At 73.1% G+C, this 24,232-nt stretch carries 22 protein-coding genes and 1 pseudogene; 14 read left to right on the top strand and 9 right to left on the bottom strand.

The window, feature by feature from the left end; all coding sequences use genetic code 11:
- The first annotated feature begins 65 nt into the window (after positions 1-65).
- The 5 genes from QNO09_RS02975 (at position 66) to QNO09_RS02995 (ending at position 6,587) form a co-directional block, all read left to right on the top strand.
- Positions 66-2,105 (top strand): bifunctional aldolase/short-chain dehydrogenase, encoded by a 2,040-nt coding sequence (locus QNO09_RS02975; RefSeq protein ID WP_283968438.1) that lies wholly within the window; start codon positions 66-68, stop codon positions 2,103-2,105.
- Complete coding sequence (locus QNO09_RS02980) at positions 2,102-3,592, top strand: rhamnulokinase (RefSeq protein WP_283968439.1); 1,491 nt, start codon at positions 2,102-2,104, stop codon at positions 3,590-3,592. The genes QNO09_RS02975 and QNO09_RS02980 overlap by 4 nt, the downstream gene beginning before the upstream one ends.
- A 105-nt stretch (positions 3,593-3,697) precedes the next feature.
- Complete coding sequence (locus QNO09_RS02985) at positions 3,698-4,453, top strand: (Fe-S)-binding protein (protein ID WP_283968440.1); 756 nt, start codon at positions 3,698-3,700, stop codon at positions 4,451-4,453.
- Positions 4,450-5,928, top strand: a complete 1,479-nt coding sequence (locus QNO09_RS02990) for a LutB/LldF family L-lactate oxidation iron-sulfur protein (protein WP_283968441.1) — start codon at positions 4,450-4,452, stop codon at positions 5,926-5,928. Before QNO09_RS02985 ends, QNO09_RS02990 begins: the two co-directional genes overlap by 4 nt.
- On the top strand, positions 5,925-6,587 hold the full coding sequence (locus QNO09_RS02995; protein ID WP_283968442.1) for a LutC/YkgG family protein: 663 nt from the start codon (positions 5,925-5,927) through the stop codon (positions 6,585-6,587). The genes QNO09_RS02990 and QNO09_RS02995 overlap by 4 nt, the downstream gene beginning before the upstream one ends.
- Positions 6,588-6,725: 138 nt before the next feature.
- On the opposite strand, the gene QNO09_RS03000 is transcribed toward QNO09_RS02995, so the two are convergent.
- Complete coding sequence (locus tag QNO09_RS03000; RefSeq protein ID WP_283968443.1) at positions 6,726-7,331, bottom strand: TetR/AcrR family transcriptional regulator; 606 nt, start codon at positions 7,329-7,331, stop codon at positions 6,726-6,728.
- 145 nt (positions 7,332-7,476) lie between these two features.
- On the opposite strand from QNO09_RS03000, the gene QNO09_RS03005 reads away from it, so the two are divergent.
- Complete coding sequence (locus tag QNO09_RS03005) at positions 7,477-8,334, top strand: AAA family ATPase (RefSeq protein ID WP_283968444.1); 858 nt, start codon at positions 7,477-7,479, stop codon at positions 8,332-8,334.
- On the top strand, positions 8,331-9,689 hold the full coding sequence (locus QNO09_RS03010; protein ID WP_283968445.1) for a vWA domain-containing protein: 1,359 nt from the start codon (positions 8,331-8,333) through the stop codon (positions 9,687-9,689). The genes QNO09_RS03005 and QNO09_RS03010 overlap by 4 nt, the downstream gene beginning before the upstream one ends.
- Here QNO09_RS03010 and QNO09_RS03015 read toward each other — a convergent pair whose 3' ends face one another.
- Entirely contained in the window at positions 9,690-10,394 is a 705-nt protein-coding gene (locus QNO09_RS03015) for an SDR family oxidoreductase (RefSeq protein ID WP_283968446.1), read from the bottom strand.
- Positions 10,395-10,607: 213 nt separating this feature from the next.
- Here QNO09_RS03015 and QNO09_RS03020 point away from each other — a divergent pair, with 213 nt between their 5' ends.
- Complete coding sequence (locus QNO09_RS03020; protein ID WP_283968447.1) at positions 10,608-11,585, top strand: NAD(P)-dependent alcohol dehydrogenase; 978 nt, start codon at positions 10,608-10,610, stop codon at positions 11,583-11,585.
- 16 nt (positions 11,586-11,601) lie between these two features.
- On the opposite strand, the gene QNO09_RS03025 is transcribed toward QNO09_RS03020, so the two are convergent.
- The 6 genes and pseudogenes from QNO09_RS03025 to QNO09_RS39835 form a co-directional block, all read right to left on the bottom strand.
- Positions 11,602-11,961 carry a cupin domain-containing protein gene (locus QNO09_RS03025; RefSeq protein WP_283968448.1) on the bottom strand — a complete coding sequence of 120 codons (360 nt, stop codon included), beginning with the start codon at positions 11,959-11,961 and terminating at the stop codon, positions 11,602-11,604.
- A 60-nt stretch (positions 11,962-12,021) separates the two neighbouring features.
- A complete protein-coding gene (locus QNO09_RS03030; protein WP_283968449.1) occupies positions 12,022-13,002 on the bottom strand; it encodes a pyridoxal-phosphate dependent enzyme in 981 nt (326 codons plus the stop codon).
- Positions 12,999-13,679 carry a helix-turn-helix transcriptional regulator gene (locus QNO09_RS03035; RefSeq protein ID WP_283968450.1) on the bottom strand — a complete coding sequence of 227 codons (681 nt, stop codon included), beginning with the start codon at positions 13,677-13,679 and terminating at the stop codon, positions 12,999-13,001. Before QNO09_RS03035 ends, QNO09_RS03030 begins: the two co-directional genes overlap by 4 nt.
- Positions 13,680-14,104: 425 nt before the next feature.
- Positions 14,105-14,716: a sigma-70 family RNA polymerase sigma factor gene (locus tag QNO09_RS03040; RefSeq protein ID WP_283968451.1), complete on the bottom strand. Its 612-nt coding sequence runs from the start codon at positions 14,714-14,716 to the stop codon at positions 14,105-14,107.
- A gap of 209 nt (positions 14,717-14,925) precedes the next feature.
- The gene (locus QNO09_RS03045; protein ID WP_283968452.1) at positions 14,926-15,609 is read right to left on the bottom strand and encodes a hypothetical protein; all 684 of its coding nucleotides are present in this window, start codon (positions 15,607-15,609) and stop codon (positions 14,926-14,928) included.
- Positions 15,610-15,723: 114 nt separating this feature from the next.
- Positions 15,724-15,834: pseudogene (locus tag QNO09_RS39835) on the bottom strand (DUF4396 domain-containing protein); the annotation flags it as partial.
- A gap of 41 nt (positions 15,835-15,875) precedes the next feature.
- Here QNO09_RS39835 and QNO09_RS03050 point away from each other — a divergent pair.
- A complete protein-coding gene (locus QNO09_RS03050; protein WP_283968453.1) occupies positions 15,876-16,691 on the top strand; it encodes an SDR family NAD(P)-dependent oxidoreductase in 816 nt (271 codons plus the stop codon).
- A 69-nt stretch (positions 16,692-16,760) separates the two neighbouring features.
- Here the strand turns inward: QNO09_RS03050 and QNO09_RS03055 are convergent, their stop codons facing one another.
- Positions 16,761-17,609, bottom strand: coding sequence for a class I SAM-dependent methyltransferase (locus QNO09_RS03055; RefSeq protein WP_283968827.1), 849 nt, complete (start codon positions 17,607-17,609; stop codon positions 16,761-16,763).
- A gap of 177 nt (positions 17,610-17,786) precedes the next feature.
- Here QNO09_RS03055 and QNO09_RS03060 point away from each other — a divergent pair, with 177 nt between their 5' ends.
- From QNO09_RS03060 to QNO09_RS03080, 5 genes are all read left to right on the top strand, one after another.
- The gene (locus QNO09_RS03060) at positions 17,787-18,584 is read left to right on the top strand and encodes a VOC family protein (RefSeq protein WP_283968454.1); all 798 of its coding nucleotides are present in this window, start codon (positions 17,787-17,789) and stop codon (positions 18,582-18,584) included.
- A 78-nt stretch (positions 18,585-18,662) separates the two neighbouring features.
- Positions 18,663-19,199, top strand: coding sequence for a GNAT family N-acetyltransferase (locus QNO09_RS03065; RefSeq protein WP_283968455.1), 537 nt, complete (start codon positions 18,663-18,665; stop codon positions 19,197-19,199).
- Between the two features lie 23 nt (positions 19,200-19,222).
- Positions 19,223-20,725: an ABC transporter substrate-binding protein gene (locus tag QNO09_RS03070; protein ID WP_283968456.1), complete on the top strand. Its 1,503-nt coding sequence runs from the start codon at positions 19,223-19,225 to the stop codon at positions 20,723-20,725.
- A 20-nt stretch (positions 20,726-20,745) separates the two neighbouring features.
- Complete coding sequence (locus QNO09_RS03075; protein ID WP_283968457.1) at positions 20,746-22,623, top strand: ABC transporter permease subunit; 1,878 nt, start codon at positions 20,746-20,748, stop codon at positions 22,621-22,623.
- On the top strand, positions 22,620-23,927 hold the full coding sequence (locus tag QNO09_RS03080; protein WP_502962234.1) for an MDR family MFS transporter: 1,308 nt from the start codon (positions 22,620-22,622) through the stop codon (positions 23,925-23,927). The genes QNO09_RS03075 and QNO09_RS03080 overlap by 4 nt, the downstream gene beginning before the upstream one ends.
- Positions 23,928-24,232 lie beyond the last annotated feature (305 nt).

A 24,232-nucleotide genomic window follows, 5' to 3' on the forward strand; every position in this document is an offset into this window, starting at 1 on the left:
CAGCGCCGCCCCGCGCCCCGAAGAAGGCACCTCCCTCCCCTCTCTCTTCTGAAAAGGAACCGTTCATGGCTGTCCATCCCGAAGCTGCCGCTCTGCTGGCCCGGTCGCACCGGCTCGGCTCCGATCCCCGGAACACCAACTACGCGGGGGGCAACGCCTCCGCCAAGGGCACCGAGACCGACCCCGTCACCGGTGGGGACGTCGAGCTGATGTGGGTCAAGGGGTCCGGCGGCGACCTCGGGACGCTGACCGAGGCGGGGCTGGCCGTGCTCCGGCTCGACCGGATGCGGGCGCTCGTCGACGTGTATCCGGGAGTCGAGCGCGAGGACGAGATGGTCGCCGCCTTCGACTACTGCCTGCACGGCAAGGGCGGGGCCGCTCCCTCCATCGACACCGCGATGCACGGGCTGGTCGAGGCCGCGCACGTCGATCATCTGCACCCGGACTCGGGGATCGCGCTGGCCTGTGCCGCCGACGGGGAGAAGCTGACCGCGGAGTGCTTCGGGGACCGCGTCGTGTGGGTGCCGTGGCGGCGGCCCGGTTTCCAGCTCGGGCTGGACATCGCGGCCGTGAAGAAGGCCAACCCGCAAGCCGTCGGGTGTGTTCTCGGCGGGCACGGGATCACCGCCTGGGGTGACACCTCCGAGGAGTGCGAGCGGAACTCGCTGGACATCATCCGCACCGCCGAGCGGTTCCTCGCCGAGCGTGGCAGGGCCGAGCCCTTCGGTCCGGTGATCGAGGGGTACTCCGCGCTGGGCGCCGCCGAGCGGCGCGAGCGGGCCGCCGCCCTCGCGCCGTACGTGCGCGCCCTCGCCTCCCGGGACCGGCCGCAGGTGGGGCATTACGACGACTCCGAGGTCGTGCTCGACTTCCTCGCGAGGGCGGAGCACCCGCGTCTGGCCGCGCTCGGCACCTCCTGCCCCGACCACTTCCTGCGCACCAAGGTCCGCCCGCTGGTGCTGGACCTGCCGCCGACCGCTCCGCTCGACGAGGCGATCGCCCGGCTGAAGGAGTTGCACGCCGAGTACCGCGAGGAGTACGCCGCCTACTACCGGCGGCACGCCGAGCCGGACTCCCCCGCCATGCGGGGCGCCGACCCGGCGATCGTGCTGGTACCGGGCGTGGGCATGTTCTCCTTCGGCAAGGACAAGCAGACCGCCCGGGTGGCCGGCGAGTTCTACGTCAACGCCGTCAACGTGATGCGCGGGGCCGAGGCCGTGTCCGCCTACGCGCCGATCGAAGAGTCCGAGAAGTTCCGGATCGAGTACTGGACGCTGGAGGAGGCCAAGCTCCAGCGGATGCCGAAGCCCAAGGCACTGGCGACCCGCGTGGCGCTGGTGACCGGTGCCGGCAGCGGGATCGGCAAGGCCATCGCCCACCGGCTCGTCGCCGAGGGGGCGTGCGTGGTCGTCGCCGACCTCGACGCGGAGAACGCCCGGGCCGTCGCCGAGGAACTGGGCGGGTCCGACAAGGCCGTCGCCGTGACGGTGGACGTCACGTCCGAGGAGCAGATCGCCGAGGCGTTCCGGGCGGCCGTGCTGGCCTTCGGCGGAGTGGACCTCGTCGTCAACAACGCGGGCATCTCGATCTCCAAGCCGCTGCTGGAGACCTCCGCCAAGGACTGGGACCTCCAGCACGACATCATGGCGCGTGGGTCCTTCCTGGTGTCGCGGGAAGCGGCGCGCGTGATGATCGCCCAGGAACTGGGCGGTGACGTCGTCTACATCGCCTCGAAGAACGCCGTGTTCGCCGGTCCCAACAACATCGCCTACTCCGCCACCAAGGCCGACCAGGCCCACCAGGTGCGGCTGCTCGCCGCCGAGCTGGGCGAGCACGGCATCCGGGTCAACGGGGTCAACCCCGACGGTGTCGTGCGCGGCTCGGGGATCTTCGCCGGTGGGTGGGGCGCCCAGCGGGCCGCCGTGTACGGGGTGGAGGAGGAGAAGCTGGGTGAGTTCTACGCGCAGCGGACCATCCTCAAGCGGGAGGTGCTCCCCGAGCATGTCGCGAACGCGGTCTTCGCGCTGACCGGCGGGGACCTGACCCACACCACCGGTCTGCACATCCCGGTCGACGCCGGCGTCGCGGCCGCCTTCCTGCGATGAGCGCGGCTGTGAGGTGCTACGCCGCGGTCGACCTCGGCGCGTCCAGCGGGCGCGTCATGGTCGGCCGTGTCGGCCCGGACAGCCTGGAGCTGGCCGAGGCGCACCGCTTCCCCAACCGGCCGGTCCGGGTGCCCGAGGGGCTGCGGTGGGATGTGCTCGGACTGTACGCCGGGGTGCTGGACGGGCTGAACGCGGCCGGGCGGGTCGACTCCGTCGGCATCGACAGCTGGGCCGTGGACTACGGACTGCTCGACGCGGACGGGGCCCTGCTCGGCAACCCCGTGCACTACCGGGACTCCCGTACGGAGGGGGTCGCGGAGAAGGTGTGGGCGACCGTGCCCGCGCGGGAGCTGTACGCCGCGACCGGGTTGCAGCACGCGCCCTTCAACACCCTGTACCAGCTGACCGCCGCGCGATCGACGGCTCAGTTCGCCCAGGCCCGGCGATTGCTGCTGATGCCCGATCTGCTGACGTACTGGCTCACCGGCGAGCAGGGCACGGAGCTCACCAACGCCTCCACGACCCAGCTGATCGATCCGCGCACCCGCGACTGGGCGTACGGCGTCGCCGAGCGCCTCGGGATCGACCTCGGTCTGTTCGCGCCGCTGCGGCAGCCCGGTGACGCTGCGGGACTGCTGCGCCCCGAGGTGCTGGAGACCACCGGGCTCACGGGTCCCGTGCCGGTGACGACGGTCGGTTCGCACGACACCGCCTCGGCGGTCGCCGCGGTACCGGCGTCGGGCGAGCGGTTCGCCTACATCTGCACGGGCACCTGGTCCCTGGCCGGTGTGGAGCTGGAGGCTCCGGTGCTGACCGAGGAGAGCCGGGCGGCCAACTTCACCAACGAACTGGGCCTGGACGGCACGGTCCGCTATCTGCGCAACATCATGGGGCTCTGGCTGCTCCAGGAGTGCGTACGGACCTGGGGCGAGACGGATCTGGGCGCGCTGCTGCTGGAGGCGTCCAGGGTGGAGGCGCTGCGGTCGGTGGTGGACGCGGGCGACGCGGCGTTCCTCGCGCCGGGGCGGATGCCCGAGCGGATCGCCGAGGCCTGCCGGGCCTCGGGGCAGCCCGTGCCCGAGTCGCCGGCCGAGGTGACGCGCTGCATCCTCGACTCCCTCGCCCTCGCGCACCGCAAGGCCGTCGAGGACGCCCAGCGGCTCGCCGGGCACGCGGTCGACGTCGTGCATGTCGTCGGGGGCGGTACGCGCAACGCGCTGCTGTGCCAGCTGACCGCCGACGCCTGCGGGCTGCCGGTGGTGGCCGGACCGACCGAGGCCGCCGCACTCGGGAACGTGCTGGTGCAGGCACGGGCGCATGGGCCGGCCGGCGACCTCGCGGGGATGCGGCGGCTGCTGGTGCACACACAGCCGCTCACGCGGTACGAGCCGCGCGGCGGGACCGGGCGGTGGCGCGCCGCACAGGACCGGCTCGCCGGTCACACCGTCGCGGCCCCACCCGCCGCAGAGGCGGGGTCGCCGTACTGACGGGGTCTCCCCCGCGCCTCGTCCCCCTGCTGCTCCCCCACTACGCTGACCGCGTGTGGGAGGGGCCGCTAACATTCATCCGACGACCGACCACAAGGAGCCGCGATGCGTGTCGCCCTGTTCCTGACCTGCGTCAACGACACGCTCTATCCGGACACCGGGCGCGCCGTGGTGAAGCTGCTGACCAGACTGGGCGTTGAGGTCGACTTCCCGATGGCGCAGACCTGCTGCGGGCAGGCGCACTACAACACCGGATACCGTCACGAGGCCGAGCCGCTCGCCCGGCATTTCTCCGATGTCTTCGGCTCGTACGAGGCGATCGTGACGCCGTCCGGGTCGTGCGGGGCGATGGTGCGGGAGCTGTATCCGCGGATGGGCGAGCGGGCCCGGGCGGAGGGGCGCGGGGGCTCCCTGGCCGCCACACTCGCCCCGGTGGCGCCCAAGACGTACGAGCTCACCAAGTTCCTGGTCGACGTGCTGGGCGTGACGGACGTCGGGGCGTACTACCCGCACAAGGTGACCTACCATCCGACCTGCCACGGCCTGCGCGGGCTGGGCCTCGGCGACCGGCCGCGGCGACTGCTCCAGGCCGTGAAGGGGCTGGAGCTGGCCGAGCTGCCGGGGGCCGACGAGTGCTGCGGGTTCGGCGGCACCTTCGCGCTGAAGAACGCCGACGTCTCGGCCGCGATGGGCGCGGACAAGGTGCGCAACGCCGAGTCGACGGGCGCCGAGGTGCTGTGCGCGGCCGACAACTCCTGCCTGATGCACATCGGCGGGACGATGGCTCGGCTGCGGACCGGCATGCGGCCGGTGCACATCGCGGAGATCCTGGCGAGCACGGAGGAGGAACCGGCCGTATGAGCGGGACGTTCGTCGGCATGCCGGCGTTTCCGGAGGCCGCGCGCGAGGCCGTGGCGAACCCGACCCTGCGCGGCAATCTGCGGCACGCCACCCACACCATCCGCGCCAAACGGGCGAAGGCCGTCACTGAGGTGTCCGACTGGGCCGAGCTGCGTGAGGCGGGCAAGCGGATCAAGGACCATGCGCTGCGCCATCTGGACCGCTTTCTGGAGCAGTTGGAGGAGTCGGTCACGGCCGCGGGCGGCGTCGTGCACTGGGCCGCCGACGCGGCCGAGGCCAACGACATCGTGACCCGGCTCGTGAAGATGACCGGCGAGTCGGAGGTCGTCAAAGTCAAGTCGATGGCCACGCAGGAGATCGGTCTGAACGAGGCGCTGGAGGCCGAGGGCATCCGTGCCTACGAGACCGATCTCGCCGAGCTGATCGTGCAGTTGGGCAAGGACCGGCCCTCCCACATCCTGGTGCCGGCCATCCACCGCAACCGGGGCGAGATCCGGGACATCTTCCGTGCCGAGATGAGCGAGTGGGGCCGCCCCGCCCCCGAGGGCCTCACCGACACGCCCGCCGAACTCGCCGAGGCGGCCCGGCTGCACCTGCGGGAGAAGTTCCTGCGCGCCAAGGTCGGCATCTCCGGCGCCAACTTCATGGTCGCCGAGACGGGCACGCTCGTGGTCGTGGAATCCGAGGGCAACGGGCGGATGTGCCTGACGCTGCCCGAGACGCTGATCTCGGTCGTGGGCATCGAGAAGATCGTGCCGACGTGGAGGGACCTGGAGGTGTTCCTGCAGACCCTCCCCCGCTCCTCGACCGCCGAGCGCATGAACCCGTACACGTCGACCTGGACCGGCACGATGGACGGGGACGGGCCGAGCACCTTCCATCTGGTGCTGCTGGACAACGGCCGCACCGACACCCTCGCCGACGAGGTCGGCCGGCAGGCTCTGCGCTGCATCCGCTGCTCGGCGTGCCTCAACGTGTGCCCGGTGTACGAACGGGCCGGCGGCCACGCCTACGGCTCGGTGTACCCGGGGCCGATCGGCGCGATCCTCAGTCCCCAACTGCGCGGCACGGCCAGCGAGATCGACGCCTCGCTGCCGTACGCGTCCTCGCTGTGCGGCGCGTGCTACGAGGTGTGCCCGGTCGCCATCGACATCCCCGAGGTGCTGGTGCATCTGCGGGAGCGGGTCGTGCAGGGCGGTGAGGTCACGCGGGAGGGCAACAAGGTGGTGCTGCGGCCCGCGAAGGGGCATGCCGCCGAGCGCGCGGCGATGCGGGCGGCCCGTTGGGCGTTCACACACCCCGGCGCGCTGCGCACCGGCCAGCGCGCCGCCTCCCGCACACGCCGCTTCCATCCCCGTACGCTGCCCGGCCCCGGCCGGGCCTGGAGCGGGACCCGGGAGCTGCCGCCGGTGCCCGCCGAGCCGTTCCGGGACTGGTGGCAGCGCACGCGCGGCGGAGAGGACGGGGCGAAGTGAACAGCAGGGAACGGATCCTGGGGCGGGTACGGCGCGCACTGGCGGACGTACCGCGGGACGACACCCCGTACGAGCGGGCGGTACCGCGTGACTATGTGCGGGAGCACGGGGACCGCAGTGCCGAGCAGACCGTCGAACTGCTCGCCGAGAACCTGGCGGACTACCGGGCCCTCGTGCACCGCACGGACGCCGGTGGTCTGGCCGCCCTGATCGCGGGGCTGCTGGACAAACGCGGGGCGACTTCGGTGCTCGTGCCGCCGGGACTGGACGAGGCGTGGCTCGGGGCGACCGGGGTGACGCGGGTGGCGGACCGGGCGGAGAGCACTCCGGGCGAACTGGACCGGGTGGACAGTGTGGTGACGGCCTGTGCGGTGGCGATCGCCGAGACCGGCACCCTCGTGCTGGACGGCTCGCCCGACCAGGGCCGCCGCCGGATCACCCTCGTCCCGGACCACCACATCTGCGTCGTGCGGGTGCCGGACCAGGTGGTCTCCTCCGTGCCGCAGGGACTTGAACGCCTCGACCCGGCCCGCCCGTTGACGTGGATCTCCGGGCCGTCGGCGACCAGTGACATCGAGCTGGACCGGGTCGAGGGGGTGCACGGTCCGCGCACGCTGGAGGTGGTGCTGGTGCGTCAGGGCAGGATCGAGTCGACGTAACCACCGTCGCTCCGCGGGCACCGCCCGTGGTCGCCGAGGGCTGGTCGGAGGCGAGGCAGACGACCATGCCGACGATCTCCTCCGGCCAGTGGGCCGCCTTCCTCGGCATCGCGGCGGCGCCCGCGGGGATCGTGCCGCTCACCGAGGTCCGCGCCGGGGCGGCCGCCCGTTCACCAAGGTGCCGGAGGCGTCCAGCAGCGCGGTCACGGTCGTCGTGGTCAGGCCGTCCAGTGTCTCGATCCTGGCTCCGGCCCGGGCGCCGGCCCCGTCGAAGACCAGCATCAGCTGGCGGGCGAGCAGCTCCGGATCCCGCGCCCCGCCCTCCTCGGCCTGCGTGCGGAAGAAGCCCAGCAGCCGTTCCTTCGCCCCGTGGGCGACGACACTCGCCGGGTGCTCGGGGGCCTTCAGCTCGACCAGGGCGGCGAGAAAGGGGCAGCCGAGGTAGCCGGGCTCGGCGGACGCCTTCTCCAGTTGTTCGAAGACGTGCAGGATCCTCGCGCGCGGGCCGCCCGCCTCCTCCTGCGGGCCGGGCACCAGCCGCTCCTCGTACTCCGGCAGCCGCCGGGCCAGACTCGCCGCGAGGACCTCGTCCTTGCCGGCGAAGAGCTGGTACATGGACCGCTTGGAGACCCCGGCGCTGCGGCACAGCGCCTCGACGCCGAGGGAGACGCCCTCGCGGTAGAACAGCTCGGCCGCCGCGTCGAGGAGCCGGTCCCTGGTGGACGCCTTGTCGGTTGTGGCCATAGGGCCGAGAGTACCGCGTCACGCGCTACGGGGAAACCGATCGGTTTTGCCGCTTGCCCGGACGGGAACCCCGTGACAGTGCGGGTGAACAAGCGCTTAGATAGTGCTTGCCCGTTCGCCCGACGCCGCCGTCCTGGAGGCACCGTTGTTCACATCCGTCGACGACGTCTCCGCACGCCTCGCCGAGACCGGCTATCTCGCCTCGCCCGCCGTGGCCACGACCGTCTTCCTCGCCGACCGGCTCGGCAAGCCGCTCCTGGTGGAGGGCCCGGCCGGCGTCGGCAAGACGGAGCTGGCCAAGGCGGTCGCCCAGGTCGCCCGGGCACGGCTGGTCCGCCTCCAGTGCTACGAGGGGGTCGACGAGTCCCGGGCGCTGTACGAGTGGAACCACGCCAAGCAGCTCCTGCGCATCAGCGCGGGCCGCGACGAGACGTGGGACGAGGCCCGCACCGACATCTTCAGCGAGGAGTTCCTGCTCACCCGGCCCCTGCTGACCGCGATCCGGGGCGACGACCCCAAGGTGCTGCTGATCGACGAGACCGACAAGGCCGACGTCGAGGTGGAGGGCCTGCTGCTGGAGGTGCTGAGCGACTTCCAGGTGACCGTCCCCGAGCTGGGCACCATCACGGCGACGCGCCGCCCCTTCGTCGTCCTCACCTCCAACGCGTCCCGGGAGCTGTCGGAGGCCCTGCGCCGCCGCTGCCTCTTCCTGCACATCGGCTTCCCCGACGAGGAGCTGGAGCGCCGGATCGTACGGCTGAAGGTGCCGGGTCTCGACGAGGCGCTGGCCCGCTCGGTCGTGCGGGTCGTGGGCGCGCTGCGGGCGATGGACCTGCGCAAGGTGCCGTCGGTCGCCGAGACCGTCGACTGGGCGCACACCCTGCTCGCCCTAGGCGCCGGCACCCTGGACGAGACCGTCGTGCGGGCCACGCTCGGCGTGCTCCTCAAGCACCAGGACGACGTCCTCAAGGCGTCCGCGAAGCTCGACCTGGACGCCCTGTGACCACGCCGGCGGGCGTCGCCGAACGGCTGACGTCCCTGGTCGGGGCGCTGCGCGCGCACGGCGTGCGGATCGGCACCGGCGAGAGCGTCGACGCGGCACGGGCGGTCGAGGAACTCGGCCTCGCGGACCGGGAGCTGCTGCGCGAGGGGCTCGCGGCCACGCTGCTGCACGGGCCCGGGCAGCGCCAGGTGTTCGACCCGGTCTTCGACCTCTACTTCCCGAGCCGGGTCGGCGGCCCGGAGCAGCGGGCGGCGGGGCGGGAGGAACTGCGGAACCGGCTGGTGGACGCCTTGGCAGCCGACGACCGGGCGATGCTGGGCCGGCTGGCGATCGAGGCGGTCGACGGCTTCGGCGGCTACGGTTCCTCCCCCGAGTCGGACGGCTGGTCGTCGTACCAGACGCTCGAACGGCTGCGGCCGCAGACGCTGCTGGCCCGGGTGCGCGACAACATCCGGGGGCGGGGCGGCAGTTCCGGATTCGCGGACCGGCTGCTGGAGGACGAGATCCGGCGGCGCGTCGACGCCTTCCGCGCCCTGGTGGCCGCGGAGGCGCGGCGGCGGGTCGCCGAGCGGCGCGGCCGGGACGAGATCGCCCGGCGGGCGGTCGCTCCGACCGCCGACCGGGTCGACTTCCTGTTCGCCGGGCAGGACCGGCTGGCCGAGCTGCGCAGGACGGTCCAGCCGCTGGCCCGCAAACTCGCCACGCGCCTCGCGGCCCGGCGCCGACGCGCCTCCCGGGGCATGATCGATCTGCGGCGGACCCTGCGCGGTTCGCTCTCCACGGGCGGGGTGCCGATGAAGCCGGTGCTGCGCCGACGGCGTCCCGCACGGCCCGAACTGGTGCTGTTGTGCGATGTGTCGGGGTCGGTCTCCGGCTTCTCGGACTTCACCATGCTGCTGGTGCAGGCACTGCACGACCAGTTCAGCAAGGTGCGCGTGTTCGCCTTCGTCAACCGGATCGACGAGGTGACCGGGCTGCTGGAGCGCGGCAGGGCCGACCCGGAAGGACTGGGTGTCCGCATCCAGGCGGAAGCGGCGGTCACGGGCTACCACGGCAGCAGCGACTACGGCATGGCGCTGGGCGAGTTCGCCGAGCGGTACGGGGACGCGGTCGGTTCGCGCACGACGGTGTTCGTCCTCGGTGACGCCCGCACGAACCGGAGCGACCCGAATCTGTCCGCCGTCCGGCGGATCGCCGAACGCGCCCGTCGCGTGCACTGGCTGAATCCCGAGCAGCGCTCCCGCTGGGGCACCGGCGACTCGGTCGCGCCCACCTACGCCGAGCTGGTCGAGATGCACGAGTGCCGCAACGCCCGGCAGTTGAGTGTGCTGGTGGCGCGGCTGCTGCCGGTGTGATCAGGCGGCGGCGAGCTGCGGGTAGAGGGCCGCGGGGTCGGCCGCCAGCCCTGCCTTGACCTGCCGTGAGACGTCGTCGGCCAGCACCTCGTAGGCGCCGGACGCGATGCCGTCGAGTGCCTGGGCGGCGACGGACGCGGCCGTGGACTTGGGGGCGTCGACGCCGACGGTCATGTCCGTGTCGACGTAGCCGACGTGGAGGCCGGTGACGTCGATCCCGCGCGGCTTCAGGTCCAGGCGCAGCGAGTTGGTCTGCGACCAGAAGGCCGCCTTGGAGGCGCTGTAGGAGCCGGCGAGGCCGATCCACGACAGCACGGAGTGGACGTTGAGGAGGTGGCCGCCACCGTTGCGCTCGATGACGGGGACGAAGGCCCGGGTCACCAGGAGCGGCCCGTAGAAGTTGGTCTCGAACTCCCGGCGCACGTCCTCCACGGACGAGTCGAGGAAGTTGGCGTTCACCGAGGCGCCGGCGTTGTTGATCAGCAGGGTGACGTCCTGCGCCTGCTCGGCCACCGCGGCGACGGACGCGGGGTCGGTCACCTCCAGGGCCAGCGGCACGGCGTCGGGATGGGTGACGGTGCGCGGGTCGCGGGCGGTGGCGTACACCTTCCGCGCGCCCCGCTCGTACAGGGCCTCGACCAGCGCCCGGCCGATGCCGCGGCTGCCGCCGGTGACGAGTGCGACGGAACCTTCGATGGCGGTCATGCGGGTCTCCCATGATGTCTCGCGTTGGAAACCGATCGGTTTCCCCTGCCGGGAAGCATAAACCGATCGGTTTCCGAGGGCAAGGGGTGAGGCAGGTGGAAGGGGCGTTGTCTTTCGGGGGCGGGCATCCGGCCTCCGGGAAGGATCAGGGTTCGTCCCCGATGGTCCGCGCCCTGGTGTGCTCCTACGCTCGCCGGCAGCGGAGGGGGTCTCATGAAGGCAGTGGTGCAGGACCGGTACGGCTCGGCCGACACGCTGGAGTACCGGGAGGTCGACCGGCCGGTGCCGGGCGCCGGTGAGGTGTTGGTGCGGGTGCACGCGGCCTCGGTCAACGCCTACGACTGGCACTTCATGCGTGGCGACCCCCTGCTCGGCCGGGGCGTGATGGGGTTGCGCAGGCCCAGGGCTGCGGTGCGGGGGCGGGACTTCGCGGGCCGGGTGGAGGCGCTGGGACCCGGGGTCACGGGGCTGAAGCCCGGTGACGAGGTGTACGGCGAGGCGGACGGCGCGTTCGCGGAGTACGTGTGCGCGCGGGACGGCGAGGTGGGCCCCAAGCCCGCCAACCTCACGTTCGAGCAGGCCGCAGCGGTGCCGCTGGCGGGCAACACCGCCCTCATGGCCCTGCGCGACGTCGCCGGTGTGCGGCCGGGGCAGGCGGTCCTGGTGAACGGGGCCTCCGGCGGCGTGGGCACGTTCGCCGTGCAGCTCGGCAAGGCCCTCGGGGCGGACGTGACGGCGGTGTGCAGCACGCGGAACGTGGAGCTGGTCCGCTCACTGGGCGCGGACGGGGTCATCGACTACACGCGGGAGGACTTCGCCCGGAGCGGGAGGCGGTACGACGTCGTGCTGGACCTGGTGGGCAACCGCTCACTCGGGGAGTTCCGGCGCGTGCTGACTCCCTCCGGGACGCTCGTCCTGTCCTGCGGAGGGGTGTACGAGGGCGGCAGCGTCGTGGGGCCGATGGGGCTCTTCCTCGAGCGCCGGATCCTGGCTCCCTTCACGCGCGGCCGGCGGCTGCTGGAGGTCTCGGCGCGGCAGAGCCGGGCCAATCTGGCGGTGCTGCGGGAGCTGGCCGAGTCCGGGAAGATCGCCCCGGTCGTCGAGCGGACGTATCCGCTCAGCGAGGCGGCCGAGGCGATCCGGTACCTGGAGGTGGAACACGCACGGGCCAAGGTGGTGATCACCGTGTGACGCGCGGGTGCCGGTGCTAGTCCTTCTTGGCGTACTCCTTGGCCATGCTGCCCGCGAAGTCGTACACCACGCACTGCTCGTCGCCGACGACCCAGGCGTCGTGGCCGGGCGAGCAGACGAACACGTCGCCGGGTCCCACCTCGCTCTCCGCACCGTCGTCCATGCGGATGTGCATACGGCCCGAGACGACGTAGCCGTTGTGGTGGATCCGGCAGCTGTCCGTCCCGGCGATCGGGGCCACGGACTCGGACCAGCGCCAGCCCGGTTCGAAGGTCGCCACGGCGAAGTCCAGTCCCGTCATGTGGACGGCTTCCAGGTGGCCTCGGGGATAGTCGCGCCGCTCGTCCGGCTTGTCGAGCGTCTTCACTTCGAACATGACGCTCCTCCTCGACTAGGTGGGCTTCCATCCTCCGTCCGTCCTACGGGCGGCGCCATCTCAGCGGGAGCCGCCGCGGCAGAGCTCGGCGAAACGCTCCGCGTCGATGTTGCCACCGGAGACGATGACGCCGACCCGGGGTGGAAGCGTGCCCGCGCGGCCGGTCAGCAGGGCGGCCAGCGGGGTGGCGCCGCTCGGCTCGACGACGATCTTCAGGCGTTCGAAGGCGAAGCGCATGGCGTCCCGGATCTCGTCGTCGGTGACCAGGACGACCTCGTCCAGGAGCCGTCGGTTGACCGAGAAGGTCAGCTCCCCGGGTGTGTGCAGGGCCTGGCCGTCGGCGATGGTGTGCGGGACCGGGACGCTGACGCGCCGGTCGGCCTCCAGCGAGCGCTTGGTGTCGTCCCCGGCCTCCGGTTCCACGCCGATGGTCCTGATGCCGGGATGCAGGGCCTTGGCCACGGTGGCACTGCCGGCCATCAGCCCGCCGCCGCCGACCGGCGTCAGCAGCGCCCCGAGCTCCCCCACCTCTTCGAGGAGTTCAAGAGCGGCCGTGCCCTGCCCCGCCATGACGTGCGGGTGCTCGTACGGCGGGATGAGGGTGAGGCCGCGCTCGGCGGCGAGGGCCTCGGCGATGGCGACGCGGTCGCCGGTGTAACGGTCGTACGTGACGATCTCGGCGCCGTAGGCGGCGGCGGCCGCGCGCTTGGACGGCGGGGCGTCCTCGGGCATGACGATCACGGCGGTGGTGCCGAGTTCGCGGGCGGCCAGGGCGACGGCCTGGGCGTGGTTGCCGGAGGAGTAGGAGGCGACGCCCCGGGACAGTTGCCCGGGGGTGAGACGGGAGACGGCGTTGTAGGCGCCGCGGAACTTGAAGGCGCCCATGCGCTGGAAGTTCTCGCACTTGAGGGAGATCTCGGCTCCGGCGAGCGCGTCCAGGGTGCGGGAGCGCAGCACCGGCGTGCGGTGGGCGACGCCCTTGAGCCGGGCTGCGGCGTCCCGGACGTCGTCGAGGGTGACCGGTGGGGTGGTGGTCGTCACGCGGGTCCTCCGATGGCGGTGTCGTGGGTGGCCCGGGCCTGGGCCAGGTAGTGGTAGGCGGAGGCGCGGGAGATGCCGAGCCGGGCGGCGACCTGCTCGACCGCACCGCGCACGGCGAAGACACCGCGGGTGTCCAGCCCGCCGAACAGCTCCAGGCGCTCCGCGCGGTCGAGCTCCGCCCAGCTGCCCCGCTGCTTCGACCGGTGGGCGTCGAAGAGGGCGTCGACCACGGAGTCGATGTCGTTGCCGAAGGTGGTCGTCGGCAGCTCCGCCGGGGTGGCGCCGAGCCCGGCGAGCGCGCCGAGCAGGCCGTGCACCTGGGTGACGGCACCGACGTCCACATTGACGCAGAGGGCGCCGAACACGGCTCCCGAGGAGTCGCGCAGCACCATCGTGGAGGACTTCACCAGCGTCCCGTTCCGGGTGCGGGTGACGTAGTTCAGTTCGTCGGAGGCTTCGTCGCCACGGGCGAGGACGCGCATGCCGATCTCGCTCATCGCGCCGCCGACCCTTCGCCCGGTCACCGATCCGGCCACGGCGACCACCGACTGGTCCGGGGTGCGGTAGTCGTGCAGCACGACGTCGCACACCGGCCCGAACGTGGCGGCGATGCCCTCCACGACCGGTGCCAGCGCCGCGAGGATCGCGTCCCGTTCGGTGTTCAGCTCGTCGGCCATTCGGCCCCCTCTCACCTCCCCCACTCTAGACCGTTCGTCCAGCACTTGGATAGACAGTCCAGCCGATGTCCAGGAGTCGACCGCCTCCTCGCGCTGGGCAGCGGCGTCCCCATCAGCCCGTACGTCACGACGATCTCGTTCACGGTGGACGCGGTGTGCCGGGTCGCCCCGGCCGATACCGGAACCGGCGGTGGGTGGCGCGGTGTACGGCGGTGCGGGCGGTCTGAGGGCGCCTCACCGTTCGAAGACGACCTGCCCGTGACGGCCACGCGGCGCCGAGCACCGGCTGGTGATCCGGCAGTCGGTACGGCGGGTGAGGTGAGCGGTCGACGGGTGTCCGGCGGCGCGGTCGTTCCCGGTCCTGCGCGGCCGTCGCCGGCGGTGCCCGCCCGGCAGGTCCGGGGGGCGCCGCCGGTGCCGGTGCGTCAGGCGGCGGCGAGGGCGGGTTCCCGTTCCTCCGCCTCGGCGAGCAGCGCGATGAGCGTCGCCCTGGCGCGGGCCACGCGGGAACGGATCGTGCCGACCGGGCAGTCGCTCAGGGCGGCGGCCTCCGCGTAGGGCAGGCCGCGCAGTTGGGTCAGGACGAACGCCTCGCGGCGTTCGTCCGGCAGCCCGGCCAGCAGTTCCAGCAGTGCCACACCGTCGTCGAAACCGGGCAGGCCGCGTGGCTGGGCGAGTTCGGCCGCAGGCTCCCAGTCCGGCAGGTCGGCCGGGCGGGGGCGTACGGCGGCGTACCGGATGCTGTCGGCCACCGCCCGCCGGGCGATGGCCAGCAGCCAGGCCCGTGCCGAGGAGCGGCCCTCGAACCGGTGCAGGCTGCCGAGCGCGCGCAGGAACGTGTCCTGCGCGAGATCGTCCACCGCCTGCGGGTCGGCGCACAGATGGGCGACGTAACGGATGACGTCACGGTGCAGGGCGCGCACGAAGTGGTCGACGGCCTCGGAGTCGCCGCCGCGGGCGGCCAGCGCCCAGGCGGTTATCGACTCGTCGGCCGACGCCGATCTCGCGTGCGGAAGGGGCAGGGCAGGAGTGATCACCTGGTGTCCTTCTCGGAGTCCGGGACCGCGTGGACACGGAGCAGGCCGTGGTGTCGGCCGTGCGCGGGCGCGGTCCGGTGAGCGGGGGGTGCGGGCGTGCCCGTACGGCGCACCGGCAAGGCGTGGCCGCCGGCGGGTGCGCACGAGTACGGAGGGACGGCCGCGGCCGGGGCGCGCAAGGGGCTGCCCCGGGTCACCACCGGCTGCCGTCAGGCGGCAGCGGCCCCCGCGGGTGGTCCCCGGGTGGTGATCGCGTGGACGAGAAGGAGACGCCGTGGCGTGCGGTGCGACGGCCGCCGCCGTGCGCGCACGGGCGGGGGCGGCGGCGTGGACAGGGCGAACAGGAGCCGCAGTGGTGCGGCGAGCCGGCTGCCCACGGCACGCAGCAGCCGGAAGACGGCCCGCTCCCCGTGGCCCAGCCACAGGCCGCACAGCAGCGCGGCCAGGAGGTGGGCGGCGAGCATGCCGAGGGACGCGTCACCGCCCGGTGCGTGCCCCAAGTGCCCTGTGTGCAGGGGCAGGGAGCCCATGTCGTGCGCCATGGATCCCATGTCGTGCCCCGTGGACGGCATGGTGTGGTCCATGGAGGAGTGGCCCATGGAGGGCATGTCCCTGGAGTCCGCCCCACGCGCGGCCGGTGTCGGCGGCCCGAGCGAGAACGCCGAGTGCAGAGCCGTCTGGACGGCCACGGCGACGGCCATGACCGTCCCCGGTCCGCGCTCGCGTCCCGCCAGGCACCAGCCCACCACGCCCGTGACGGCCCAGCCGGCCACCAGCGTCGGCAGGGGCACATGGTCGCCGGACATCATGACGTGCCCCAGGGCGGCGAGCACGACACAGACGGCCGCGAACACCGCGGCCCGTGTCGTGCGAGCGCACCACCCAGCTGTCATGGCGCCTCATCCTCGCATCCGGCCCCGCTCCGACACCCATGAGTACGGAGATCACCGGGGCCGGGCACTCAATCCCGGCCATGTGATCCAGGCCACTGCCATGGACGCGGCGCCCACGGTCGCCGGAAGCGTCGTGGGTACGTTGCCCCGTCCCGGTGTCGTGCCGATCACCGTGCCGAGCCTCTCCCCGACGGCACAGCCGGTCAGGCAGTGCAGGGCGTATATGCGCGAGACCCGGCACGTTGATCGCCCTAGAGTGGGCCGTCATGACGACACAGCCGACCTCACCCACACAGCCGGCGCCCGCAGCCCGGGCCTACCTGGCGGAGCTGTTCTCCCTCGAAGGGCGGGTCGCGGTGGTCACCGGTGGCAGTTCCGGCATCGGCCGTGCCATCACCGGTGCCCTCGCGCGCGCCGGGGCGAGGGTGGTGGTCGTGGCTCGCGGCGAGGCCGAACTGACCGCGACGGTCGAGGGGCTGACGGCACAGGGGTGCCGCGCCGCGTGGGTCAGCGCGGATCTGAGCACCCGCGAGGGGGTGCGGACGGCCGCCGAGCGGGCGGTCGAGGCGTTCGGGGAGCCCGACATCCTCGTCAACAGCGCCGGGATCAACCTGCGTCCGCCGATGGACGAACTCACCGAGGGCGTCTGGGACGCCACGATGGCCGTCAACCTGGAGGCGCCGTTCCTGCTGGGGCAGCGCTTCGGCCCCGGCATGGCGGAGCGCGGGTACGGGCGGATCATCCACATCAGCTCGCAGCAGGCGCATCGCGCGTTCGTGCAGAGCGGCGCGTACGGCGCGTCCAAGGGCGGGCTGGAGGCACTGGCGCGCTCCCAGGCCGAGGCGTGGTCGCCGCGCGGCGTCACCTGCAACCTCCTGGTGCCGGGCTTCGTCATGACCCCGCTCAACGCACGCCTGTCGTCGGACCCGGAGAAGGTGGCCGCCCTCGCCGCCCGCACGATGGTGGGCCGCAACGGCCTGCCCGAGGACTTCGCGGGCGCGGCGGTCTTCCTGGCGAGTGCGGCCTCCGCCTACGTCACCGGGCAGTCGGTCTTCGTCGACGGCGGGCTGTCCGTCCACTGATGCCGTCCCCGCGCACGACGAGCATGAGCAGCCCGCCGCCGATGCAACCGTAACCGTCCGGTGGCCGGGTCACCCTCCGGGCGAGTCCTTCCCCCACACGAAGACCTCTGTGCTCGGCCCCCGTTCGGAGAACCGGCCCGACGGTGACGCCTCCCGCAACGAGCGCCGCACGTCCGCCTCGAAGGCGTCCCGGCACCCTCCGAACAGGTGCGGAGCGGAGAACGACATCGAGAACACCTGGTCGACGATGTCGTCGCAGGTCCGCTCCAGCACCTGCCCGCCGAGGACGACGAGCCGACGGGGCCCGGCGAATCCCGCACGGGCGAACACCTCGGCCTCACCCCCCGGTGTCCCCTGCGGCAGTACCCCGCGCCCGGCCCGCCGCACGGGCCCCAGATACCGCTTGACCAGGTCGTCGAGGGCCGCGTAGGGGACCGCCGGGTGCGGCAGGCCGTCGACGGCCCGGGACTCCCCCTTCAGGTCCGCGATGTGCAGCACGACCCCGCCGGGCCGGAGCATGTCCCTGACTCTCGCCGCCACCGGGCCACGGTCCATCCAGTGGAAGGACTGGGCGAACGAGGCGACGGTGAAGGTGCCGAGCCCCGCGGGCAGGCTCTCCGCACGGGCCCGCACCCACCGGCACTTCCCGTCGACTCCGCGCCCGGCGGCGGCGCGTCCGGCTTCGGCGATCATCCCGCTGTCGGGGTCCACACCGACGATCTCACCGAACAGATGGGCGAGATCGAGGGCGATGGTGCCAGGACCGCAGCCCACGTCGATCAGACGCCCGCGCCCGTCCGGGCGTAGCGCCTCGGCCAGCGCGTCCGCGAGCCCGGGGGCGTACGGGAGCCGGCCGCGCCGGTAGTGGGCGGCGGTCCCCGCGAACAACGTGTCGTCCCACTCCCAGCCGGCCGCCACCCCCACCACCGCCCTCACCGCACGCAGATCCGAGACCGCCCGCCCGGGCGATGATCCCGATGGTTCCACGCCCGGGTCGGTCACCGGTACTCCCCCGAACGGGGAGCGGCCGACGGGCGGTGGCCGGTGCCCGGTGTCACGCTGGGCGGACACGACCCGCGGAAGGGAAGCATCGCGATGATCACCACGGAGTACGTCCCCGGTTCCCCCTGCTGGCTCGACCTGGGCGCCCCGGACGTCCCGGGCGCCGCCGACTTCTACGGCGCGGTCCTCGGGTGGGACTACGAGTCCATGGGCGAGAGCGAGGACTTCGAGGGCGGGATGTTCAAGAAGGACGGCAAGATCGTCGCAGGGCTCGGCAAGCTCACCGAGGAGGGCGCCCGACCGGCCTGGATGCTCTACTACTGCGTCGACGACGCCGACGCCACGACCCAGGCCGTACAACAGGCGGGCGGCACCGTGCGGGTCGCGCCGATGGACCTCGACGACTGGGGCCGGATGGCGCAGTACAGCGACCCGCTGGGCGGCCAGTTCGCCGTCTGGCAGCCGGGGACGAACAAGGGCCTGGAACTGGTGGACCAGCCGGGCTCGCTGTCGTGGACCGAACTGTTCACGACCGACGCGGCGGGCGCGCGGGAGTTCTACGGCAGCCTCTTCGGCTGGCAGTTCAGCGACATGCCACTGGCGGGGGACGCGGGCACGTACACCCTGATCACCCCGGCCGGGCTGCCCGAGGACCGGATGCACGGCGGCCTCATGCAGCTTCGCGCGGAGGACCTGGCGCTGACGGGCGGGCGGCCGTACTGGCACCCGGTGTTCGCGGTCGGCGACTGCGACGCCGCGGTGGCCAAGGTCACCGAGAGCGGCGGCAGCGTACAGATGGGCCCGGAGGACGTGGAGGGTGTCGGCCGGCTCGCCGTCTGCCTCGACCCGGCGAACGCGGACTTCGTGGTGCTCACCCCGTCCGAGAGCTGAAGTCCGGCCCGCCGCCGGGACGTACGGGGTGAGGGGCGGGCGGCGATCACCCGGCACCTTTTTGCATATGATGTGCAAATGCGTGACTACAGCATCAGGGAAGCCACGGTGGCCGACATCGACGGGGCCCGGGCGGTGATGCTCGACACGGTGTACCGCGACTTCGCCACCGGCTACGTGCCGCGGTGGCACGCCGACATCATCGATCCGGCGTCGTTCTACATCGAGCCGCCACGGCACACCCTCCTCGTCGCCGTGGACGAGCGGGACGGGACGGTGGCGGCCACGGCGGCACTGGACGCGCGCGGCCCGGCGCACCCACCGAACCCCCGCTGGCTGGCCGAGCGATTCCCGTCGGGTGAGACCGCGCAGCTCCGGCGGGTGAACGTGCGCCCGGAGCACCGGCGGCGCGGACTGGCCCGCCATCTGGTGGGAGCGCTGCTGGAGTTCGCCCGGGCCGACGGCGGATACCGGTCCGTGTATCTGCACACGCACCCGCACTCCCCCGGCGCGCTGGGCCTGTGGCGAGCGCTGGGCAAGGAGTTGTGCGACGAGCGGGAGGAGGTGCCCGGCGGCGGCAGCGGCGCCGTGCACTTCGAGATACCCCTCAACTAGCGAAAATGATATTCATATACGCTATGAGAACCTCCCGCCGTCGGCTCCTGTCCGGCCTGCTCGCGCTGCCCTTGCTCTCCGGTTGTTTCGCGTCCTCCGGCGACGACGCCCCGGCCTCGTCCGGCTCGGCCGGTGGCGCGCGCCTGCGTGTCGCCCTCCCCTTCGCCCCGACCGAGAACTACTCGCCGTACGGCCAGGACGCGATGCTCCTGTCCCGGCTCGGTGTCATCGAAGGGCTGACCAAGCTGGACGCCAACGGCACCGCGGTACCCGCGCTGGCCGAGTCGTGGAGCAGTGAGAACGGCGGCAAGAGCTGGGTGTTCACCCTGCGGGACGCGAGGTTCCAGGACGGCGAGGCCGTCACCGCCGAAGCCGTCGCCGCCGCCCTCACGGCCGCCGCGAAGGCCGACCCGGCACCCTCCGCCCTCTCCGGCGTGAAGCTGACCGCCACGGCCGAGGACGGCAAGCGGGTCCGGGTCAGCACCGCGAAGGCCGACCCCGTCCTGCCCCTGCGGCTGTCGAACCCGTCCCTCGCCGTGTTCGCGCCGAAGGCGTACGCCAAGAAGGGCACGGTGGACGTCGTCGGCACCGCCACCGGCCCCTTCGCACTCGCCAAGATCGACGGCGACTCCGCGGCCACACTGAACCGCTTCGACGACTACTGGGGCGGCCGGGCCCAGGCGGCCGGCGTCACCGCACGGTTCGTCTCCGACGGCACCGCCCGCGCCAACGCCCTGCGCACCGGCGACGTCGACATCGCCGAGTCCCTTCCCGTCGCCCAGGTCGCCTCCCTGGACGAGAAGGACGTCCACGAGGTCAACACCGCCCGCAACACCAGCCTTTACCTCAACACCAAGTCCGGTGCCTTCACCGACGCGGGGCTGCGGGCAGCCGCCCGCGAGGCGATCGACACCTCGGTCGTCGCCAAGGGCGCCTACGAGGGACACGCCGTGCCCGCCCAAGGCCTCTACGGACCCGCCCTGACCTGGGCGGCCGGCAAGCGGACCGAGCCGACCGGGCGGGCGAAGGCGGCCGACCCCGAGGGCAAGAGCATCACCCTCGCCACCTACACCGACCGGCCCGAGATGCCGGAGGCCGCCCAGATACTTCAGCAGCAGCTGCAGAAGGCCGGTTTCAAGGTCAAGCTCGAGGTGCGTACCTACGCACGCCTCGAAGGCGACATGCTGGCCGGGAAGTTCGACGCCGTCGTCTTCTCCCGCAACATGATGCTGGACACCGGCGACCCGGTCACCGTCCTGGCGAGCGACTACACCTGCGACGGCTCCAACAACCTGTCCTTCCTGTGCGACAAGAACGTGGACAAACTGGTCGCCGCCGCCCAGAACGAGTCCGACACGGCCGAGCGGCAGGACGCCGCCCTGAAGGCGGAGGCGGCCGTCCTCGGCACCGACTCGGTGATCCCCCTGGTGCATCTCAAGCTCGTCGCGGGCATCGCGACCGCCGTGCAGGGCGCACTGCCCGACCCGTACGAGCGCACTCTCATCGGTACGGGGACCCGGCGCTGAACAGCGACACATCGCCCCCGATGAAGAGCGCCGCCGCGGGTCTGCGCGCATTGGCCCGCAGCGGCGCCCCGGCGCTGTTGTGGCGGTCCGTGCTCGTGGCCGGCCTGGTGTGCGGGATCGGCCTGCTGCCGTGGCTGTCCCGCACGGATCCCGCGCTGACCGTGCTCAGGGCGCGGTCGGCGGACCGCGATCCCACTCCCGAGACCCTGCGCGCCATCCGGGACCAACTGGGCCTCGACGACGGCCCGCCGGCCCTCCTCGGTCGCTGGCTGACCGGGCTTCTGCACGGGGACGCGGGCACGTCCTGGGTGTCCGGCAGCCAGGTGCTGCCGGGCGTGGCGCAGGCGCTCGGCGTGTCGCTGCTGCTGATGGCCGGAGCCCTGGTGGTCGCCGCGGGCACGGCGGCCGCCGTCTGCGCCCGTACGCTCCGGCTGGGCGCGCGCGGCCGGCTCGGGGCGCGCCGTCCCGGCGGGACGGCGACGGCCGTGCTGGCCGCGCTGCCCGAGTTCCTCGTCGCCTCGGTGCTGGTCTCGGTGATCGGTGTGCAGCTGGGCTGGCTGCCCGCGCTGGGCTGGTACGGGCCGCAGTGGATGGTGCTGCCCTCGCTCGCCCTCGGCCTGCCCGCCGGGGCGGTCCTGGGCCGGATGCTCGACGACCTGCTGCCCAGCGCGTTCGCGGAACCCTGGGCCATGGCGGCCGCGGCACGCGGTGTCGCGCAGAGGTCCGTGGCGCGGCAGGCGGTGCGCCGCTGCGTGCCCGGACTGCTGCCCAACCTGGGGCTGTTCGTCGTCGGTCTGACCGGCGGATCGGTCGCCGTCGAGCAGATCTTCGACATCCCGGGCCTGGGCCGGCTCACCCTGCACGCCGCACTCGCCCAGGACCTGCCCGTCCTGCAGACCGGCACGCTCGCCCTCGTACTGGTCGCGGCCACCGCCGGGGTCCTCGCCCGGCTCGCCGCCCGGCTGCTGATCGGTCCGGCGCTGCGCGACGGCGCCCTGCAGTCCCTGCACCGGCCCCGGCCGCCCGCGCCCCGCGCGCTCCCGCTGCTCTACGGCGGACTGCTGGCGGCCGTCATCGGCTTCGGGCTGCCCCGCGACCCGCTCGCCCTGGACGCGCTCGCCCGGCTCCGAGCCCCTTCCTTGGCGCACCCCTTCGGGACGGACGCCCTCGGCCGGGACGTCCTCGCCCGGATCTCCCACGGGGCGCTGACCACCCTCGGCCTCGCCCTCGCGGTGAGCGCCGCAGCCCTCGTCACGGGGATCCTGCTGGGTCTGTTGCCGAGGCTGTCCGGACCGCTGGTCGACACCTTCAGCGCGCTGCCGCCGGTGCTGGCCGGCCTCCTCGTCACCGGCATCGCGGGCAGCGGGCCCTGGACGCCCGCGTTGGCCGTGGCCGTCGTCGCCTGGTCCCCACTGGCCGCGCACACCTCCTCCCTGCTGCGGCAGGAGCGGGCGACCGTCCATCTGACGGCCACCCGGGCCCTGGGCGCCGGCCGCTGGTACCTGCTCCGGCACGAGCTGCTGCCGGCCGTCGTGCCGCCGGTCGCCCGGCACGCCCTGCTCCGGCTGCCGGGCATCGCCCTGAGCCTCGCCGCGCTCGGCTTCCTCGGGCTGGGTGCCCAGCCGCCGTCCCCCGAGTGGGGCCTGCTGCTCGCCGAGAACCAGCCCTACGCCGAGCGCGCCCCGTGGGCCGTCCTCTTCCCCGCCGCCGTGCTCGCCCTGCTCGGGGCGCTCGCGGTGACGGCCGCCGGCGGCCTGCGACGGCCCCGGCGGCGCACCCGGCCCACGGCCCCGGCCGTATCGGCGGAGGATCGGGGCGCCCCCGGCCCGCAGCGGCGGCCGGACCGCACCGATGCCCTCCTGACCCCCGTGTCCGCCTCACCGACAGAAGAACGATGACCGATCTCATCTCCCGCGTGCTGGCCCGCGGGACCGCCCGCGCGTCCGCCGGCAAGGAGGCGTCCCGGGCGCCGCGCGAGAGCACCTGGCGGCTCTGCATGGAGCTGTCGCCGCTGCTGCGGCTGCTGATCCTCACCCAGCTCGCCTTCAACGTCGGCTTCTACGCCGTCCTGCCGTTCCTCGCCGAGCACCTCGGCACCGCGATCGGCATGGCGGGCTGGCTGGTCGGGTTCGTGCTCGGGCTGCGCACCTTCAGCCAGCAGGGCCTGTTCGTGGTCGGCGGCTGGCTCGTCGACCGGTTCGGGGTGCGGCCGGTGGTGCTGGCGGGCTGTGTGCTGCGCATCGCCGGATTCGCCTGGCTCGGGTACGCACAGGCCAGTGGGGCCGTGATCGGGGCGGTGCTGGTGATCGGTTTCGCCGCCGCGCTGTTCTCCCCCGCCGTGGAGTCCGAGGTGGCCCGCCAGGCGGTGGTCTGGGAGGAGGACGGGCACGGCCCGCGCACCCGGGTCCTGGCCCTGTTCAGTGTGGCGGGCCAGGCCGGGGCGTTCGTCGGGCCGCTGCTCGGCGCGCTGCTGCTCGCCGTCGACTTCCGCACGGCGTGCCTCGCCGGTGCCGCGGTGTTCGTGCTCGTCCTCGCCGGGCACCTGTGGCTGATGCCGCAGCACATTCCCGGCCGGGTCCGCGTCCGGGAGCGGGGCGGGGCCCGCGCCCTGCTGCGCGACCGCCGCTTCCTCGCCCTGTGCTGTGCTTACGGCACCTATCTCCTCGCTTACAACCAGCTGTATCTGGCCCTGCCAGACGAGGTGCAGCGCGCGACCGGGTCCCAGGCGCCCCTGTCCTGGCTCTTCGCGCTGTCCTCCGTGCTGGTGGTCTTCACCCAGCTGCCGGTGACGCGCTGGGCGGGCGTCCGGCTCGATCTGCGCCGTTCCATGGCCGCGGGGCTGCTGCTGATCGCGTCCGGTTTCGCGGTGGTGGCCGTGGCGCGGCCCGCGGGCTGGACGGGGATCGCCGGGCTGCTGCCGGCCGCGGGCTTCGTGATCTTGCTCACCGTGGGGCAGATGCTGGTCGTTCCCGCCGCCCGCGCCTGGGTGCCCGACCTGGCCGAGGAGGGCCGGCTCGGCCTCTACACGGGTGCGCTGTCGTCGGTCTCGGGCCTGATCGTCCTCGTCGGCAGCGCGGCCACAGGCTCCCTGCTCGACCTGGGCCTGCCGGCCGCCGTGCCGTGGCTGGTCCTCGCGGCCGTACCCGCCCTGGCGGTGGCGTTGCTGCCGCGCCGGGCGCAGGGGGCGGGCGCGACGGCCTGATACGGCGTCGGGAGGCGCCCGGCACATCCCTGCATCCGGTGCGCGGGAGCGCGGCGGTCGTCAGCGATGCGGAGGCGGTCGCCCTTGCGGTGGGGGCCGTGCGGCTAGTGTGCTGCGCCAGAAATCCGTCGGTAGATCTGTCTCGTCTCGGCGGTCGGATTCTCGCCGCCGACCAGGGGCGTTGACCGTCCGCAGCTCAGCGGGAACTACCTAGGAACTTCCGGCGCGGGACACTAGCGGGCGGAGGCCCGAAGTGCGTCACCCCGGCGGGCGCTTTCCCCGCTCGGGGTTTTCCGGACCGCACC

Source organism: Streptomyces sp. 378 (assembly GCF_030124145.1).
GTDB lineage: Bacteria > Actinomycetota > Actinomycetes > Streptomycetales > Streptomycetaceae > Streptomyces.